Annotated in this window: 21 protein-coding genes; 12 read left to right on the forward strand and 9 right to left on the reverse strand. The window is 70.6% G+C overall.

Features of this window, described 5'->3' with window-relative positions:
* Nucleotides 1–57 precede the first annotated feature (57 nt).
* Complete coding sequence (locus HWV07_RS19230) at nucleotides 58–507, forward strand: pyridoxamine 5'-phosphate oxidase family protein (RefSeq protein ID WP_178335876.1); 450 nt, start codon at nucleotides 58–60, stop codon at nucleotides 505–507.
* A gap of 22 nt (nucleotides 508–529) precedes the next feature.
* On the opposite strand, the gene HWV07_RS19235 is transcribed toward HWV07_RS19230, so the two are convergent.
* Together HWV07_RS19235 and HWV07_RS19240 are read right to left on the reverse strand one after the other, a co-directional pair.
* On the reverse strand, nucleotides 530–667 hold the full coding sequence (locus HWV07_RS19235) for a DUF7560 family zinc ribbon protein (protein WP_178335877.1): 138 nt from the start codon (nucleotides 665–667) through the stop codon (nucleotides 530–532).
* Between the two features lie 102 nt (nucleotides 668–769).
* Nucleotides 770–1,153 (reverse strand): winged helix-turn-helix domain-containing protein, encoded by a 384-nt coding sequence (locus HWV07_RS19240; protein WP_178335878.1) that lies wholly within the window; start codon nucleotides 1,151–1,153, stop codon nucleotides 770–772.
* A 138-nt stretch (nucleotides 1,154–1,291) separates the two neighbouring features.
* Here HWV07_RS19240 and HWV07_RS19245 point away from each other — a divergent pair, with 138 nt between their 5' ends.
* Nucleotides 1,292–1,939, forward strand: coding sequence for a helix-turn-helix domain-containing protein (locus tag HWV07_RS19245; protein ID WP_178335879.1), 648 nt, complete (start codon nucleotides 1,292–1,294; stop codon nucleotides 1,937–1,939).
* Nucleotide 1,940: 1 nt separating this feature from the next.
* On the opposite strand, the gene HWV07_RS19250 is transcribed toward HWV07_RS19245, so the two are convergent.
* From HWV07_RS19250 to HWV07_RS19260, 3 genes are read right to left on the reverse strand one after another with little or no spacing between them, the layout of a single operon-like run.
* Nucleotides 1,941–2,084: a DUF7560 family zinc ribbon protein gene (locus tag HWV07_RS19250; RefSeq protein WP_178335880.1), complete on the reverse strand. Its 144-nt coding sequence runs from the start codon at nucleotides 2,082–2,084 to the stop codon at nucleotides 1,941–1,943.
* Nucleotides 2,085–2,144: 60 nt separating this feature from the next.
* Entirely contained in the window at nucleotides 2,145–2,720 is a 576-nt protein-coding gene (locus HWV07_RS19255) for a DUF2238 domain-containing protein (RefSeq protein WP_178336112.1), read from the reverse strand.
* Nucleotides 2,721–2,770: 50 nt separating this feature from the next.
* On the reverse strand, nucleotides 2,771–3,394 hold the full coding sequence (locus HWV07_RS19260) for a hypothetical protein (protein ID WP_178335881.1): 624 nt from the start codon (nucleotides 3,392–3,394) through the stop codon (nucleotides 2,771–2,773).
* Nucleotides 3,395–3,791: 397 nt separating this feature from the next.
* Between HWV07_RS19260 and HWV07_RS19265 the strand changes: the two genes are divergently transcribed.
* Genes HWV07_RS19265 through HWV07_RS19275 form a run of 3 tightly spaced genes read left to right on the forward strand, consistent with a single transcriptional unit; the run spans nucleotide 3,792 to nucleotide 5,008 of the window.
* Nucleotides 3,792–4,046 carry an MTH865 family protein gene (locus HWV07_RS19265; RefSeq protein WP_178335882.1) on the forward strand — a complete coding sequence of 85 codons (255 nt, stop codon included), beginning with the start codon at nucleotides 3,792–3,794 and terminating at the stop codon, nucleotides 4,044–4,046.
* A gap of 59 nt (nucleotides 4,047–4,105) precedes the next feature.
* Entirely contained in the window at nucleotides 4,106–4,318 is a 213-nt protein-coding gene (locus HWV07_RS19270) for a hypothetical protein (protein ID WP_178335883.1), read from the forward strand.
* Between the two features lie 57 nt (nucleotides 4,319–4,375).
* Nucleotides 4,376–5,008 (forward strand): ArsR/SmtB family transcription factor, encoded by a 633-nt coding sequence (locus tag HWV07_RS19275; RefSeq protein WP_178335884.1) that lies wholly within the window; start codon nucleotides 4,376–4,378, stop codon nucleotides 5,006–5,008.
* Here the strand turns inward: HWV07_RS19275 and HWV07_RS19280 are convergent.
* Together HWV07_RS19280 and HWV07_RS19285 are read right to left on the reverse strand one after the other, a co-directional pair.
* Nucleotides 4,971–5,642, reverse strand: a complete 672-nt coding sequence (locus HWV07_RS19280; protein WP_178335885.1) for a metal-dependent transcriptional regulator — start codon at nucleotides 5,640–5,642, stop codon at nucleotides 4,971–4,973. The two genes, HWV07_RS19275 and HWV07_RS19280, sit on opposite strands and share 38 nt — an antisense overlap.
* Before the next feature lie 79 nt (nucleotides 5,643–5,721).
* On the reverse strand, nucleotides 5,722–6,012 hold the full coding sequence (locus tag HWV07_RS19285; protein ID WP_178335886.1) for a DUF7967 family protein: 291 nt from the start codon (nucleotides 6,010–6,012) through the stop codon (nucleotides 5,722–5,724).
* Nucleotides 6,013–6,101: 89 nt separating this feature from the next.
* Here HWV07_RS19285 and hisD point away from each other — a divergent pair, with 89 nt between their 5' ends.
* The 3 genes from hisD (at nucleotide 6,102) to HWV07_RS19300 (ending at nucleotide 8,460) form a co-directional block, all read left to right on the forward strand.
* Nucleotides 6,102–7,382: a histidinol dehydrogenase gene (hisD, locus tag HWV07_RS19290; protein WP_178335887.1), complete on the forward strand. Its 1,281-nt coding sequence runs from the start codon at nucleotides 6,102–6,104 to the stop codon at nucleotides 7,380–7,382.
* 52 nt (nucleotides 7,383–7,434) lie between these two features.
* Nucleotides 7,435–8,223, forward strand: a complete 789-nt coding sequence (locus HWV07_RS19295) for an enoyl-CoA hydratase/isomerase family protein (RefSeq protein WP_178335888.1) — start codon at nucleotides 7,435–7,437, stop codon at nucleotides 8,221–8,223.
* A 90-nt stretch (nucleotides 8,224–8,313) separates the two neighbouring features.
* Nucleotides 8,314–8,460 (forward strand): hypothetical protein, encoded by a 147-nt coding sequence (locus HWV07_RS19300; protein WP_178335889.1) that lies wholly within the window; start codon nucleotides 8,314–8,316, stop codon nucleotides 8,458–8,460.
* Between the two features lie 36 nt (nucleotides 8,461–8,496).
* Here HWV07_RS19300 and HWV07_RS19305 read toward each other — a convergent pair whose 3' ends face one another.
* Together HWV07_RS19305 and glyA are read right to left on the reverse strand one after the other, a co-directional pair.
* Nucleotides 8,497–8,976: a hypothetical protein gene (locus tag HWV07_RS19305; RefSeq protein ID WP_178335890.1), complete on the reverse strand. Its 480-nt coding sequence runs from the start codon at nucleotides 8,974–8,976 to the stop codon at nucleotides 8,497–8,499.
* A gap of 145 nt (nucleotides 8,977–9,121) precedes the next feature.
* Nucleotides 9,122–10,396 carry a serine hydroxymethyltransferase gene (glyA, locus tag HWV07_RS19310; RefSeq protein WP_178335891.1) on the reverse strand — a complete coding sequence of 425 codons (1,275 nt, stop codon included), beginning with the start codon at nucleotides 10,394–10,396 and terminating at the stop codon, nucleotides 9,122–9,124.
* Nucleotides 10,397–10,568: 172 nt separating this feature from the next.
* Between glyA and HWV07_RS19315 the strand changes: the two genes are divergently transcribed.
* From HWV07_RS19315 to HWV07_RS19330, 4 genes are all read left to right on the forward strand, one after another.
* On the forward strand, nucleotides 10,569–12,497 hold the full coding sequence (locus HWV07_RS19315; RefSeq protein WP_178335892.1) for a hypothetical protein: 1,929 nt from the start codon (nucleotides 10,569–10,571) through the stop codon (nucleotides 12,495–12,497).
* Nucleotides 12,498–12,658: 161 nt separating this feature from the next.
* Nucleotides 12,659–13,468, forward strand: coding sequence for a transcriptional regulator TbsP (gene tbsP, locus HWV07_RS19320; protein WP_178335893.1), 810 nt, complete (start codon nucleotides 12,659–12,661; stop codon nucleotides 13,466–13,468).
* A gap of 81 nt (nucleotides 13,469–13,549) precedes the next feature.
* On the forward strand, nucleotides 13,550–14,110 hold the full coding sequence (locus HWV07_RS19325) for a hypothetical protein (RefSeq protein ID WP_178335894.1): 561 nt from the start codon (nucleotides 13,550–13,552) through the stop codon (nucleotides 14,108–14,110).
* The gene (locus tag HWV07_RS19330) at nucleotides 14,107–15,798 is read left to right on the forward strand and encodes a YcaO-like family protein (protein WP_178335895.1); all 1,692 of its coding nucleotides are present in this window, start codon (nucleotides 14,107–14,109) and stop codon (nucleotides 15,796–15,798) included. Before HWV07_RS19325 ends, HWV07_RS19330 begins: the two co-directional genes overlap by 4 nt.
* The last annotated feature ends 25 nt before the right edge of the window (nucleotides 15,799–15,823 follow it).

The following is a 15,823-nucleotide window of genomic DNA, read 5'->3' on the forward strand; positions in this document are numbered from 1 at the left end:
AGCGACGGCTCGCGATGAATGGGTGAACCCTAAGTAGCCGGGCAGGGAGCTACGGATATGGCAATCGACCGGCGAACCGAGATGACGACCGAGGAGACCGACGCGTTCCTCGGTCGGCAGGAGACGGGCGTCCTGGCGCTGGCCCGGACCGACGAGCCCTACGCCATCCCGGTCTCCTTCGGGTACGACGCCGACGTCCGACAGTTCTACGTGCGTCTCGTGTCGACGCCGGAGAGCGAGAAGCGACGCTTCCTCGGGTCGGAGCCCGAGGCGCGTCTGGTCGTCTACGAGGAGGACGACGACGTCTACAAGAGCGTCGTCGCCATCGGGCCGCTCGACCGCATCGACCCATCGGAGCTGACCACCGAGGACATCCAGCAGTACGGGGCGGCGAAGCGGCCGCTGTTCGAGATCTGGCCGCAACAGAAGGGGGACCTCGACATCGACCTCTACCGCCTCCGGCCGGAGACGCTGAGCGGGCGCGTCATCGAGGTCGACAGGGAGTAGCCCGGGGCCGGGGGACCGCCGGCTACTCGGGAGTGAAGTCGGCGGTCTCGACGGGCTCCGTACAGACCGGACAGCCGCTCGAGAGCATCGCCTCCCGCATCGACCCGTTGACCTCGATCTCCTGCCCGCAGTCCGGGCACGTGAATGTGTAGGTGCTCATCGCCTGGTGGAGTGGTCCGCAGCGGTTCGTGTCCCCGTAGTCGGGCGGGGAATATATAGTCGGTGCGTGTCGGCGTCGACCGCCGTCGCGCCGTCGGTCGCGTCAGTCACCGGCGACCGGCTCGGGCTGGGAGATGCCGACCTCGAAGCCGTCGCCCGCGGACAGCGAGATGGTGACGTCCTCGAAGGCCCGGCGGTACTCGCTGGCGTGCTTGCCGTCGGTGCGCAGGCGGACCTGCTCCTCCAGCAGCCCGGCCTCGGTCAGTCGCTCGACCTTGCGGTAGGTGGTCGACCGGGGGACGTCGCAGCGGTCGACGAGTTCCTGGGCGGTGAGCGCCTCGTCGGTGGTCGCCTCCAGGAGCTTCCGGCAGTCCGGGTCGTCCAGCGCCGCGAGGACCGTCTCAGAGTCGACCTCGGGGCCGCGGTTCCGGAACCGGAGTCCGCCGGCGTTCTCGTTGCGACCGAACCCTGCTGTGTTGCTCGACATATCTACATGGAGGGACCGATGGACCGGGTAATGACGCCCACAGTATTCGGGGTGCTTTAAGTACTCCGGCAGGGGACCGGGGCCTCGACGGTCGTCCACGAGGACAGACTTAGGTGTCGGAGGGCCGAACTCCGACCGATGAGTTCCGGGATCCGCGCGGAGGTGAAGGTCGACGCCGGCGGGACCTGTCCCGTCGCGCAGGCCTCCAAGACCGCCGACTCGCCGACCCACTCCATCTCCCGGAGCGTGAACCCGACCTCGGGGGCCCGGATGACCGAGGAGTTCATGCTCGACGCCGCCGACGCCCCCGAGACCGACGTCGACCTCGAGGAGGTCTTCGACTACGGCTCGAAGAAGGTCTACCGGTTCGACCGCGAACTCGGCCAGGGGTGTCCCTGCGAGGCCGTCGAGCAGTTCGACTGCCCGGTCGTCGACATCCACACCCGCGACGGGATGCTGTACCTGGTCTTCCACGCCGCCGACATGGAGGAGCTACAGAGCGTCATCGGCAGGTTGCAGGAGCTGTATCCGACCGTGGACGTCCAGCGGCTGCTCCGCTCGGAGCACGACCGCCCCGACCACAGCCTCGTCTTCGTCGACCGCGGGAAGCTGACCGACCGCCAGCGGGAGGTCCTCGAGACCGCCCACCGGATGGGCTACTTCGACCACCCGAAGGGCGCCAACGCCGGCGACGTCGCCGCGGAGCTGGACATCACGACCTCCACGTTCGCCGAGCACCTCGCGGCCGCACAGTCGAAGCTGCTCGACGCCATCCTCGACGTCTGACCTATCGGGTCGAGAGCGCGTCGGGAGTGAGGTCCGCGCCGCAGTAGACGCAGCCGTTCTCGAGGAGCGCCGCCGTCCCCCCGGCGGGCAGTTCGCCGAGACACTCGGGACAGCGCATCGTCCCGGACGGTTCCTGCTGGTTCATACCAGTCGGTACGTCGCCAGGGGGGATACCCCCTTCTGTCGTTCCCGACGCGTAGGACCGTCACTCGGGGGCGGCGAACCGGTCGCGGACGATCTCGGCGACGTCCGAGAGGTGGGCCTGGCCGAGCGCGGCCACCAGCAGCGCGCCGAAGGAGTTGAAGATCAGGTCGCGGACGGTGTCGTCGAGGCCGTGCTGGGCCAGCGGCATCTCGATGCCGGTCGCGTTGGCGGCGACGTCCAGCAGGAACTCGAAGAGCTCCCAGACGACGCCGAACGACAGGACGACCACGAGGACGTAGACGAAGAAGAACCGGTGGGGGAAGTGTATCTCGTCGCTGTGGATGTCGATCGCCCGCGCGAACGTGTAGCCGACGCCGGCGATCAGCGACGCCGACATCGCGTGGGTGACGTGGTCCCACCAGCCGATCTGGTCGTACAGGCCGGCGGAGCCGACCGTGTGGAGGAAGACCGCCGACGTGATCCAGAGCGCGAGCCAGGGGTCCAGCGGGAGGTCGTACCGCCGCTCCATGACCGCCGGGAGGAACGTGATCAGCAGGGCGATGGTCCCGTTGGTGATGGCCTTCGGCTGCCCGAAGCCGATCCCGTAGGCGACGATGCCGACGAGGACGACCTGCATGAACCGCGTGAGCCGACGCTGGTTGCGGAGCGTCGGTCGCGGGAGGTGCGTCACGGGATCATCCCCCGGAGGAGCTGTGCGAGCTGGCGGTCGCGCCGCCGGAAGTAGGCGTCGAAGATGACGCCCGCCGCGAGGCCGGCCAGGGCGACGTAGGTCCACTCGGTCATCAGCGCGTCGTTGTCCGTGAGAAAGCCCGTCCCGAGCAGCCGGTCGGCGGTCCAGCGGGCGACGGTCCAGGCCGCCACCGAGGCCATCGTCGCCATGGTCACGAAGACGACCGCGAACCAGTGAGTCATCTCCAGTTCGGTGAACATGTGGAGCTCGACGGTGACGACGAGCGCCAGCCCCGCGACCGAGAGGTAGTAGGCGAAGACGCCGAGTTCGCCGCCGAGGACGGCGCGGACGAGGATCGGCATCAGGGCGAAGGCGAGCAGCTCCCAGGGGAGCATCACGCGCCACTCGCGGTAGGCGGCGGGCGGGACGAGGACGATGGCTCCCGCCGCGGCGACGAAGGCGATCCACAGGCGGTCGAAGTCGAGGAGGCTCTCGACGAACACGACGACGAGGACGCCCACCAGCGCCCAGGACAGCACGGCGTTGGTCCACCCGTCCCTGAACAGTCGCTTCAGCACGTCCTCGGTGCCGCGCCGCCGGGCACCCTCCCCCTCTTGCATATCTAGATAGGGACGCTTCGCGGCCTTAAAGCCGCTGACCTCCGCCGGGACGACGCACCTGGATGGGTCAGACTGCACGAACGCCAGGTGGCCCCCGACGCCGAGGGCGAAGAGCGCGACCGCTGCGAGCAGTGCCGTCCGCGGTTCGAGGTGCCGGCGGCTGTCGGCCTCGTTGGACTGGGAGGAGCGGCTCCGGAATACGTGTCCACCGGCTCGCTCCGCCGCGGAAGTGTTAACAGTGGAATGGGTTTCGGCGAACAGGACACGAGTTGTAAATCGTACACGCCTGGCGAGAGGGTTCTGAAAAGTTGCGGGCCGCGAACCGGCGACAGTATTTAAACGAGCGGCGATGCGTAGCACAACATTCAATGGGGTGTATGTTTCATGAACAACTGCAATGGTCGACAAAGACGACCTCCGTCAGCAGTTCACCGAGGCGTTCGAAGGCGCAGACTACCCCGTCAACAGCCCGATGGACCTCGTGCCGGCCCTGCCGAACGGCCCCGGCACGACGTTCGAGTCCGGCGACTTCTCGATGACCGCCATGGAGCTCAACACGAAGGGCGGCGGTCAGCAGGACTTCCCCTACGACGACGTCGACAACCTCGTCGACGACATCATGGAAGGCCTCGAGGAGCAGGGCGAGATCTGACGCTCCGGACGACCACTCCGATTTTTATTCGAGCAGCCCCGACCCGGTAGCGACGGCTGATGCGACAGAACACCTTCGTCAAGCTCTCGGCGCTCGCGGTCGGACTCGTCCTGCTGAGCTTCGTCGTCATGGGGACGACGCGGCTCTTCCTGGCCACCGACACCGCCCGGCTGCTCTCGGCGCCGACGATGCTCACCGGCGGCGCGCTCCTGGTCTTCCTCACCCTCCGGTCGGTGCTCGCGGTCTCCGGGCTCCGCCCGCTCGAAGAGTGAAAGAGCCGTTTGAACGACCGGAAGGGGTATGCCGGTCTGGGGGATAGCTCCGGCCGAATGAGCCTGCTGCCGAGTCGACTGCACGTGTCCTCCTCGCCCGGCGAGCCGAAGGTCCTCGACATCGACGGCGAGGAGGCCGAGGCGGCCTTCGACGCCCTCGGGTCGGAGACCGCCCGCACGGTGCTGGCGACGACCTACGAGGAACCGAAGACGCCGCCGGAGATCCGCGAGGACGTCGGCACGTCGCTGCAGAACGTCCACTACCACATCGACCGCCTCGAGGACGCCGGCCTGCTGGAACCCGCCGGCACCGGCTACTCCTCGAAGGGCAACGAGATGACGGTGTACGGCCCCGCCAGCGAGGCGGTCGTCCTCTTCGCCGGCGAGGACGGGGCGAGTTCGCGGCTCCGGGGGGCGCTCGAACGGCTGTTCGGGCTGTTCCTCGTCGTCGGAATCTCGACGCTCGTGTTCGCGGTGCTCCACGAGTGGCTCACCCGCGAGCCGGAACGCGGCTCCGGCGGCGGGATGACCGCCCAGGACGCCGCCGAGTCGGCCGGCGACGCCGCGGGCGCGGTGACTGGCCTGGACCCCGCGGTCGCCTTCTTCCTCGGCGGGACGGCCGTCGTCGTGGCCCTGGGCCTGTGGTGGCTCCTCAGGCCTCGGCTTCGCTCGTCGCCGTCGTCTCGATGAGGCGGGCGATCTCCTCCGGGAGGCTCTGCTCGCCGGCCGGCGTCCGCACCGTCACCAGCCCGAACGGCGCGATCTCGAGGACCTCGAGTTCGACCCCGGGCTCGATGCCGGCGTCGGAGAGGTAGCGGAGCTCCTCGTCGCCCTGGTGACGGATGCGCCGGACGACGACCTCGTCGCCCTCCGCGGCCGTCGAGAGCCGGGTCGTCGCGTCGGCGTCGGGCAACTGGAGGTCGGCGTCGGGGATCGGGTCGCCGTGGGGGTCGACGCCCGGGTTCCCGAGGGCCTCCGCGATGCGGTCGGTCAGCTCCTCCGAGACGTGGTGCTCCAGGCGGTCGGCCTCCTCGTGGACGTCCGCCCAGTCGTAGTCGAGTTGCTCCGTCAGGAAGGCCTCCAGCAGCCGGTGGTGCCGCAATATCTCCAGGGCGACGACCTCCCCCTCGTCGGTGAGGGTGACGCCGCGGTACTCCTCGCGGTCGACGAGCCCCCGCTCCTCGAGCTTCTTCAGCATGCTGGAGACGGTCGGCGACGTCACGTCCAGGTAGTCGGCCAGCCCCGACGTGCCGACGCGCTCGTCGGTGTCGTTCTGGATGGCGTAGATCGCCTTGATGTAGTCCTCCATGACGGCGCTCAGCATCGTCCGACCCGAAGGGGCGGGCAGGGATAGTGTTTTTCGTCCCCTCGGGACGGGGGTCCGCCGTCCGGGCGAGCCGGCGTCAGATCGCGTCGTCGGGGTCGTTCCGCTCGGCGGTCCGCCGGGCTGCGTCGGCGTAGTACTCGCGGTCGTCGGGGGAGGTCTCGCCGAGGTCCTTGGGTTCGACGTCCAGGGCGGCCGTCGTCTCACGGGCGGCCCCCGTGAAGCTCGTCAGCGCCCGCTCCTTCCGGAGGTACCGCTCGCCGTCCGGGGTCGCGTACGTCAGGATGACGAGGTTCTGCTCGTCGTCGCCGTAGGTGCGTTCGACGAGCCACACGCGCACGCCGTTCGTGTCCGTCGCTGTGGTGCTCACACCCGATTTAGGTCGTCGAGGAGGATGAGCGTGACGTTGGTGTGCACCGATTGGAAACCGCTTTCCGGCCGGCCCCCCAGAGCCCGGGTATGAACGTCAGAGCCGTCGCCGACCTCTCGCCTGGCGAGCGCGCCGCCTTCTTCGAGCGGGACGCGGGCGTCGCCGAGGTCCGCGAGCCGGTCGGCGACATCGTCGACCGGGTCCGCCAGGAGGGCGACGTCGCCCTCCGGTCGTACGCCGAGGAGTTCGACGACGTGGCCGTCGGGAACGTCGACGTCACCGACGAAGCCGAGCGCGCCTACGACGAGGTCGACGAGGAGGTCCGCGAGGCCATCGAGACCGCCGCCGCCAACGTCCGCGAGTTCCACGAGCGGCAGGTCCCCGAAGACTGGCGCGAGGAGTTCGACGGCCGGGAACTCGGCAGGCGGTACCGCCCGCTCGAACGGGTCGGCGTCTACGCCCCCGGCGGGACCGCGGCTTACCCCTCCAGCGCGCTGATGGGCGTCATCCCGGCGAAGGTCGCGGGCGTCGACCACGTCGCCGTCGCCACGCCGCCCGCCGAGGATCTGAACCCCGCGACGCTCGCCGCAATCCACGTCGCGGGCGCCGACGCCGTCTACCAGGTCGGCGGCGCTCAGGCCGTCGCCGCGCTCGCCTACGGCACCGAGACGGTCTCGCCGGTCCAGAAGGTCGTCGGCCCGGGCAACAGGTGGGTCACCGCCGCGAAGGCGGCGGTCCGGGGCGACGTCGAGATCGACTTCCTCGCGGGCCCCTCGGAGCTGCTCGTCGTCGCCGACGACACCGCCGACCCCGAACTCGTGGCCGCCGACGTGGTCGCGCAGGCCGAGCACGACCCGAACAGTTCCGTCGTCTGCGTGACGGACGACGAGGCGACCGCCGAGGCAGTCGCCGAGGCCTGCGAACAGCAGGCCGAAGAGCGGGACCGCGCCGAAGTCATTGAGGAGGCCATGGCGAACGACGCGTCGGGCGTCCTGCTGGCGCGCTCGATGTCCGAGGTCGTCCTCTTCGCCGAGGAGTACGCCGCCGAGCACCTCTCCATCGTCGCCGACGACGCAGAGGGGATCCTCGACCGCATCGACTCGGCCGGCAGCGTCTTCCTCGGTGCCCACTCCCCGGTCGCGGCGGGCGACTACGCCTCCGGGCCGAACCACGTCCTGCCGACCGGCGGCCTCGCGAAGGTGGCCGGCGGCCTCTCCGTGGACCACTTCGTCCGGTCGACGACCGTCCAGAAGCTCGACCGCGACGCGCTTGGCGACCTCCGGGAGACGATCACGACGCTCGCCCGCGCGGAGGGACTGGAGGCCCACGCGGAGAGCGTCGAGAAGCGCTTCGACGGCGGAGGCGAGTAGGCCGCACCCGACCGGCGCGGACGCTTAAGGGACTGCCGGACCTCGTCAGCGTATGGCAGACTACGAGACCCTCGAGGTCGGTCGCGAGGACGGCGTCGCGCGCATCGCCTTCGACCGGCCGGAGTCGCACAACTCGCTGGACGAGCAAATGACCGGAGAGCTCGCCGACGTGGCCCACGACGTCGTCAGCGACGACGACGTGCGCTGTATCGCCCTGACCGGCAACGGGTCGGTGTTCAACACCGGCGCGGACCTGACGGCGCTGTCGGGCGACGGCAGCGACGAGCCGACCCTCCGGACGCTCGCCGGCGGCCTCCACGAGTTCCTGAGCCAGTTGCTCCGCGCGCCGAAGCCGGTCGTAACCGGCGTCAACGGCGTCGCGGCCGGCGGCGGCCTCGGACCCGCCATCTGCGGCGACGTCGTCCTTGTCGGCGAGTCCGCGCGACTGGAGTTCGCCTACCCGCGCATCGGGCTGTCCGCCGACGGCGGGTCGACGTACCTCCTGCCGCGGCTCGTCGGGCTCCGCCGCGCCCAGGAGCTCGTCTTCCGCGACGAGCCGGTCGAGGCCGACGAGGCCGTCGAGATCGGGCTGGCGACCGAGCAGGTCCCCGACGGCGACCTCGACGACCGCCTCGAGGAGGAGGCGGCGCGGCTCGCCGACGGGCCGACCCGGGCGTACGCGACGACGAGGCGACTGCTCGCCGAGAGCTACGGCAACTCGCTGGACGAGCAGCTCGCCGAGGAGGCCGACGGCATCGCCGCGCTCACGAACACCGAGGACTTCTCGCGGGGCCACGCGGCCTTCGGCGGGGACGAGGAGCCCGAGTTCGTCGGTCGATGAGGAAAACGGCCGTCCGGGCATCGTACTGCGGAGTTCCACTTTCACCCCGCGGGGTGAAGGGTTAACACCCCCGACCCGCTTGGTGGGGTGATGGGTATCGTAGACACGCTCCGACGGGCGGTCACCGACGCGGGGTCGACGCTGTACGAGTGCCGGAACTGCGGGAAGACCCTCTCGAAGGTCGCCGACGAGTGCCACTGCTGCGGCGCCGAGGACATCGCCTGCTACCGGTTCTGACGGCCGCGGTGGGCACTCGAAACGGACTCCGGCCCGTCAGAGTCGCCCCGTCGGGATCGCGGTCCGCTCCTCGAACAGGGCGACGCCGCCGACGAGCGCGAGCGCGAGGCCGCCGAGCACCGTCAGGGCCAGGCCGAGTTCGGGGAGGAACCGCAGGCCCTCGTCGGTGTACTGGACCACGACGAGCAGGACCGAGAACAGGACGGCCCACAGGCCGGCGACGACCGAGGCCAGGGCCCACCCTCGGGTCGGGCCCCTGACGAGGTGGGTGGCGAGGACGACGCCGACCGGGAACAGCACGACGAAGTGGACGAACGCCACCCCCGGCGTCATCAGGCCCGGGACGAGTCCGAGACCGCCCTGCTCGGCCCCCGGGTTGGCCCGGAGCCAGGGGAGGTACGTGCCGATAGCGACGAACGCGGCGCCGGCGACCGTGACGAGGATTCGCCGGTAGCCGTCGCGAGCGGTGCTCGTCGGCGGTTCGTCCTCCACGACGAGGGGCTTCCTTTCAGTCATGCTAACACGTGCCAAATACTGGGCTGGCAGGTAAATCACTTCTGGCCGACAAGAACGTGGTAGGTTCAGATGTCCCCCTCGTCAGGGGCAGACGGCGTCGAAATCGTCGAATGAGGCTGTGAAGAACCCGATGAGACCTACGCTATCACTCGGAGTCGGTGAGCTGCCCCTCGCGGTCGTAGAGGGGGAACTCGGCGCAGAGGATCTCTACCTCCTCGGCGGCCTCCGATTTCACGCCCTCATCGTCGGGGCTGTCTATCACGCGGGCGATGATGTCCGCGACCCGCTCGCAGGCCTCCTCGTCGAAGCCGCGGGTGGTGAGCGCCGGCGTGCCGGCGCGGATGCCCGAGGGGTTGAACGCCGAGCGGGTCTCGCCTGGTACAGTGTTCTTGTTGAGGACGATGCCGACCTCCTCCAGGGCCTCCTCGGCGACGGTGCCGGAGGTGTCCGGGTGGGAGTCCCGCAGATCCACGAGCACGAGGTGGGTGTCGGTGCCGCCCGAGACCAGCGAGAAGCCGTGCTCCTGGAGGCGCTCGCCGAGCGCCTTCGCGTTGTCGACGACCTGCTTGGCGTACCGCTCGAACTCCGGTTCGAGGGCCTCGCCGAACCCGACGGCCTTGCCCGCGATGTTGTGCATCAGGGGACCGCCCTGGCCGCCCGGGAAGACCGCGGCGTCGATGTCGTCGGCGTACTGCTGGTCGCACATGATGATGCCGCCGCGGCCCGAGCGAATGGTCTTGTGCGTCGAGCCGGTGACGAAGTCGGCGACGCCGACCGGCGACTCGTGGACGCCGGCGGCGACCAGGCCGGTGATGTGGGCGATGTCCGCGAGGTGGTAGGCGCCGACGTCGTCGGCGGTCTCCTGGACGCGCCCGAAGTTGACCTCGCGGGGGTACGCGGAGTATCCGGAGACGATGATGTCAGGTTCGAACTCCTCGGCGTGGGCCGCCAGCGCGTCGTAGTCGATGTAGCCCGTCTCGGGGTCGACCTCGTACTGCTCGACCTCGAAGAGCTGGCCGGCGAAGTTCGCCGGGTGACCGTGGCTGAGGTGGCCACCGTGGGTGAGGTCCAGGGAGAGGATCTTGTCGCCGGGTTCGAGCATCGCCAGGTAGACGCCCATGTTGGCCTGCGTCCCCGAGTGCGGCTGGACGTTGACGTGGTCGGCGCCCCACAGGTCCTCGGCCCGTTCGATGGCGAGTTCCTCGACGTCGTCGGCGTACTCGCAGCCGGCGTAGTAGCGCTCGCCGGGGTAACCCTCGGCGTACTTGTTCGTCAACTCGGAGCTCTGTGCCTCGAGGACGGCCTCTGAGACGTGGTTCTCCGAGGCGATCATCGCCAGGGTGTCCTCCTGGCGCTCGAGTTCGCCCTCCAGGGCGTCTGCGACCGCGGGGTCGGCCTCGCGGACCTCGTCGTAGCTCATGGGCAACGCTCGGTGGTGCCGGGACAAGAAGATACCCGTTCCGGGCAAGCACGTCCGGTGTCGCTGCCGACACCGACCGACGGTGCACGAACATTCAGTCGGCCTCGAAGGGACGGAAAAACTGCCCGTCGGCGGGGGTACTACTATACGCTCGGGGTCGAATCGGAGAGTGATGCTGGAGTGGGCGGCGACGGGTGATCGCGTCTGCGGCTACGGGACGCGGGGGGCGGTGACGCTCGACGCCGACGGATGGCGGACGGGCGGCGACGCGCCGGCGCTCCCGGGGAGCGTCGACGCCGCCGTTTCGGGCCGTGCGGAGGCCATCAGGCTCCCGGACGGCGACGCGACGCTCGTCGGCGACGGTCGTCGAGCGCTTCGGGCGGGCGAACTGCGCGACGGCGTCCACCGGATCCTGGTGGAATCGACGCCAGAAACGCGTCTCTCCTTCGAGGGCCCCGCGACGGTCGACTCCGGGGAGCGTCCCTGGATCCGATTCCCCGAACCGCGGGCCGTCGCGGTCGGGTTCAGCGAGACGCCGACGCCGCGACCGGTGGTCACGGTGCCGGCGACGCCCTGCGGGCTGGCGACCGCCGTGACCGCCGCGGGTCGGACCCACGACGCCGACGGCCCGGCGCGCTCGCACCCGGGGTTCCGCCCGCCCACGCCCGAGGTCCGGTTCGGCGACCGTTCCGTGACGGCCGAACTGGACGGGGAGGCGACCGGCCCGACGATGACGGTCCCCGAGTCCGCAGCGGCGGTGCTCGTCGCCGCGCCGCTGGCGTACTACCTCGGCGCCGACCTCCGGGTGGGGTCGGGGCCCCCACGGATCAGTGGCGACGAACTGGACCGCGAGTTCGAACCGCTGCCCGACTTCGCGGACGATGCGGCCGACGCACTTCGGCGTCTCGTCCATCTGGACAGTCGACTGCGGTCGATCCCCGGGGAGGGCGGGTCCCTGGACGACGACCGCACTGACCTCGCGTCGGCACCGCCCGCCGAGCGACTGGCCTCGGTCCTCGACTCGCCGCGGCCGACGCTGCCGGAGTGGCCGCTGTCGACGTACGTCGACGACGACGTCGCCAACGGCAGGTACCTGCCGTACCTGCTCGACCGGCTCAGCCTGGTCCACCCCGCGGACGCGTCGGCGCTTGACCCGAAGGCGCTCCTGGAGCGCTCCCTCGACGAGTTCTTCCGCGGGGAGACGCCGAACGTCGAAGCGGTCGACCCCGCGTTGGCGGAGAGCCGCTACCACGCGTGGCTCGCGGACGGCACGCCGGTCGACGCCTACACGCTGCTGCGACCCGACTCGGCGGGACTGGCGGCCGGCGGAGGGCTGCGGATCGACGTGGTCTGCAACGAGCCGGAGATGGCCTCCGAGCGGTGCGTCGCCGACGTCTACCGGGAGCGGCTGGCCGGCCGCGACGTCGACGTGCACGTCCACGAGCGGCTCTCGACGGCCGACCTGGCGTCGGTGTTCGAGGGGCCGACCGACCTGGTCCACTTCGTCGGCCACTGCGAGGTCGACGGGATGGTGTGTCCGGACGGGGCTCTCGCCGCCGCCGACCTCGACGACTGCGGCGCGCGGTCGTTCTTCCTCAACGCCTGCGGCTCCTACTACGAGGGCTACGACCTCGTCAGGCGCGGGGCGACGGTCGGCGCCGTGACGCTGACGGCCGTCCTCGACGAACAGGCGGTATCCCTGGGGACGGCGTTCGCGGAGCTGCTGGCCGCCGGCTACGCCTTCGACCGCGCGCTGTCGCTGGCCCGCGGCGAGATCATCGTCGGCCGCGACTACGTCGTCGTCGGCGACGGGACCCACCGGCTCCGCGCCCCCGTGGGGACACCCGGGACGTTCTCGCTACGGGAGACCGACGACGGGTTCGAGGTCCGGTACGAGGCGACGGCACCGGACGCGGCCGGTCGACGGTACGCCTCGCCCCTGGACGGCGGGGAACGGCTCTGCGGCGAGTCGATCGGGGCGACGATGGACCGGACCTCGGTCGTGGAACTGCTCGACCGTGTCGCCGCTCCGGTCCGGTACGACGGCGCCCTCTCGTGGTCCGGGGACCTCGCCGGTCGGCTCTCCCGTGCGAATCGGTAACGTTCACTTCACGAGCGGGCAATAGAATTAACTTCGTCCAACCTCGTTATACAAATACCGCTGGCCGTGCAGTCACGGTTCTTTATACTTGCGGCCGAGGTTTTGCAGCTGTAATCCCGCTAATATTAAATAGCTTCGTCTACATACTTGTAAGTACGATAATGAAATCAAATCTGGTGGAGCGGACGGTCGCGGACGTCCTCGAGGAGGCGCTCGCTGACGCCGACGGGGAGCTCTACGTCGTCAATCCGACGCCGAAGACGGTCGAGGAACTCGTCGACGTGATGGACGAGGACGCGCCGGTCGTCCGACTCCTCGCCGCCGAGGACTCGCTGAAGGCGGTCATGGACGACTTCCTCGTGGCGAGCCGGGCGGCCGACCACGTGGAGGCCGACCGCCTCGAGATCCGGTCCTACGAGGGCGGCACCAACACGCTGCTCGTCACGGAGTCGTCCGTGGTCTCCGTCGTCGAGGCCGGCGACCGGGTCGCGGGGCTCGCGACCGACGACGAGGCGTTCATCGAGAGCGCCTACGACCGCTTCTCCGGCGCCTGGGAGGACGCCGACGAGTTCCAGCTCCGGACGCCCGCCATCACGCGGGTCCGTTCGACGCTCGACGAGGAGCTCGGCGACCCGACGGCCTCGGACTTCGACGCGGTGCTCGACTCCCTGGAGACCGCCCGCGGCGACGGCGACGGCCTCGACGAGGTCACCATCTCGCTCTTGGTCGCCGCGAAGAACGAGGACTTGCTGTACGACATCTCCAAGTGGGGCGAGGACGTCGGCATCGCCTCGAAGGCGACGTTCTCCCGGACGAAGACCCGCATGGAGGAGATGGGCCTCATCGACACCGAGAAGGTCCCCATCGACGTCGGCCGCCCGCGCCTCCGGCTGAAGCTCGGCGACGAGCGACTGCAGGACGCCGACAACGGCCAGCTGGCCAGCGTCGCCCAGTCGATGCTCGCGGCCTGACGACGCGACGACGCCGTCCGATATCCCCCGCTTTTCTCTCCGTCCCCCACGCTTTTCGACCTGCCAGTCGTAGCCTCGCGTATGGAACTGAGAGACGACGTCGTCGACGAGCTCGTCCAACGGGGTCCGACGACGACCCAGCAGACCGTGCTGCTGATCGAACGCGGGCACCGTCACGAACCGGGCGTCGAACGGTCGACGCTGGAGGTCTACGTCGACGCACTCGAGGGGCGCCGCGACTACGAGTTCGACGCGGAGGGCTTCCGCGCGGACCTCGAGGGCGCGCTCGTCGACGACGAGACCTGGACGACCGACGACGCGCTCTACCGCATCGGGGACGACCGCGTCAGCCGCTACCCGAAGCGGTGGCACGACGAACTCGGGGGGAGCGACGACGTCGCCGCGTTCGTCTCGCTGCTGAACGGCTCGGCGTACGTCGACCAGGGCGGCGTCAACGAGGACGCGCTGCTCGACGTCGTCGCCGCCGTCGGTCGGACGTCCGTCGACGACGCGAAGGCGGAACTGGAGGCGCTCCGCGAGGAGGGCGTCGTCGTCGAGGACGCCGACCAGCACCCCCACGCCGGGGTGTACCTCGCAGACGAGGCCGAGGGGCTGCGCGACCCCGCCCTCGACGACTCGTGACGACGGTCGGCCTGGCCGGCGACGGCCCGGCGGCCGCGGCCGTCCGGGCCGCCATCGAGGACACCGACGTCGAGTCGACGCCCGTCGACCCCCAGGTAATCGGCCGGGTGGACGTGGCGGTCGCGGTCGGGCCGGTCGGCGACGGCGGCTTCCGCGACGCGAGGGACGCGGCCCTGTCGTCGGAGACCCCGCTGCTCGCGGTCGAACTGGGCGGCGTCGGCGGCACACCGGTCGCGGACGTCGACGCCGCCGTCTCGGGGTACGCCCCGGGGACGGCGTGCTACGAGTGCCTCCGCCAGCGCGTCGACGCGGCCGACCCGGAGACCGACGGCGGCGACTACGACCCGTCGACGGCCCGGTTCGCGGGCGCGCTCGCCGGTCGCGAACTCGCGACGCTCGTCGCCGGCGGCCAGTCGGCGGTGATGGGGGGCGTCGTCGAGGTCCCGCACGCCCAGCGACGGGTCCTGCCGGTGCCGTTCTGCGACTGCGGGACGCCGACGGCGGAGGGACTCCGGAGAACCCACGAGGGGCGGTCGCTGGACGAGTCGCTGGCGGCGGCCGAGATGGCGTTCGACGCCCGCGTCGGTCCCGTCTCGAGCGTCGGGGAGGCGGAGTCGTTCCCGGTGCCCTACTACCTGGCGACGCTGGCGGACGCCCCCTTCTCCGACGGCGACGTGCCGGGCCACGCGGCGGGCGTGGCGGCCGACTGGGACCCGGCGTTCATGAAGGCGCTCGGCGAGGCGCTGGAGCGCTACGGGGCGGCCGTCTACCGGACGTCCGAGTTCGAGACCGACCCGACGGACCCGGTCGCTCCGGAACGGTTCGTCCGGCCGGGCGACCCGCCGGCGTCCGTCGAGTACTGGCGGGAGGCCGAGCACCTCGGCACGGGGAAGGCGGTCCACCTGCCGGCCGAACTCGTCGTCTTCCCGCCGCCGGAGCGGAACATCCGACCGCCGATCACGACCGGGCTCGGCCTGGGCAACGGCGGCGTCGACGCGCTGCTGTCGGGGCTCTACGAGGTCGTCGAGCGGGACGCCGCGATGCTGGCGTGGTACTCGACCTACGAGCCGCTCGGGCTGGCCGTCGACGACGAGGGCTTCGAGACCCTCGCCGCGCGGGCGCGGAGCGAGGACCTGACGGCGACCGCGCTGCTGCTCACCCAGGACGTCGACGTGCCGGTGGTCGCGGCCTGCGTCCACCGCGAGGGCGAGTGGCCGCGGTTCGCCGCCGGGATGTCCGCGGACCTCGACCCCGAGGCGGCGGCCCGCGGCGCGCTCGAGGAGGCCGTCCAGAACTGGCTGGAGCTGCGGCGGATGGGCCCCGACCGGGCCGCCGAGGAGTCCGGCGCCATCGGTCCGTACGCCGACTTCCCCGATGCGGCCCGCTCGTTCGTCGACCCGGAGACGACGGTCCCGGCGGCGAACGTGGGGCCGGCGACGGTCCCGGACGGCCAGGCGGAACTCGACGCGGTCGTCGAGCGGGTCGAGGACGTCGGTCTGGAGGTCTACGGCGCGCGGCTGACCCCCCGCGACGTCGAGCACCTCGGCTTCGAGGCGGTCAGGGTCGTCGTCCCTGGGGCGCAGCCGCTGTTCACGGACGACCCCTATTTCGGCGCCCGGGCCGACGAGGTCCCGGAACAGCTCGGGTTCGAGCCGGCTCCCGACCGCGAGCACCATCCCTTCCCCTGAGGGCGGCGACCGCCGGAGGGGACGG

This window comes from Natronomonas salina (genome assembly GCF_013391105.1).
GTDB classification, from domain to species: Archaea; Halobacteriota; Halobacteria; order Halobacteriales; family Haloarculaceae; genus Natronomonas; species Natronomonas salina.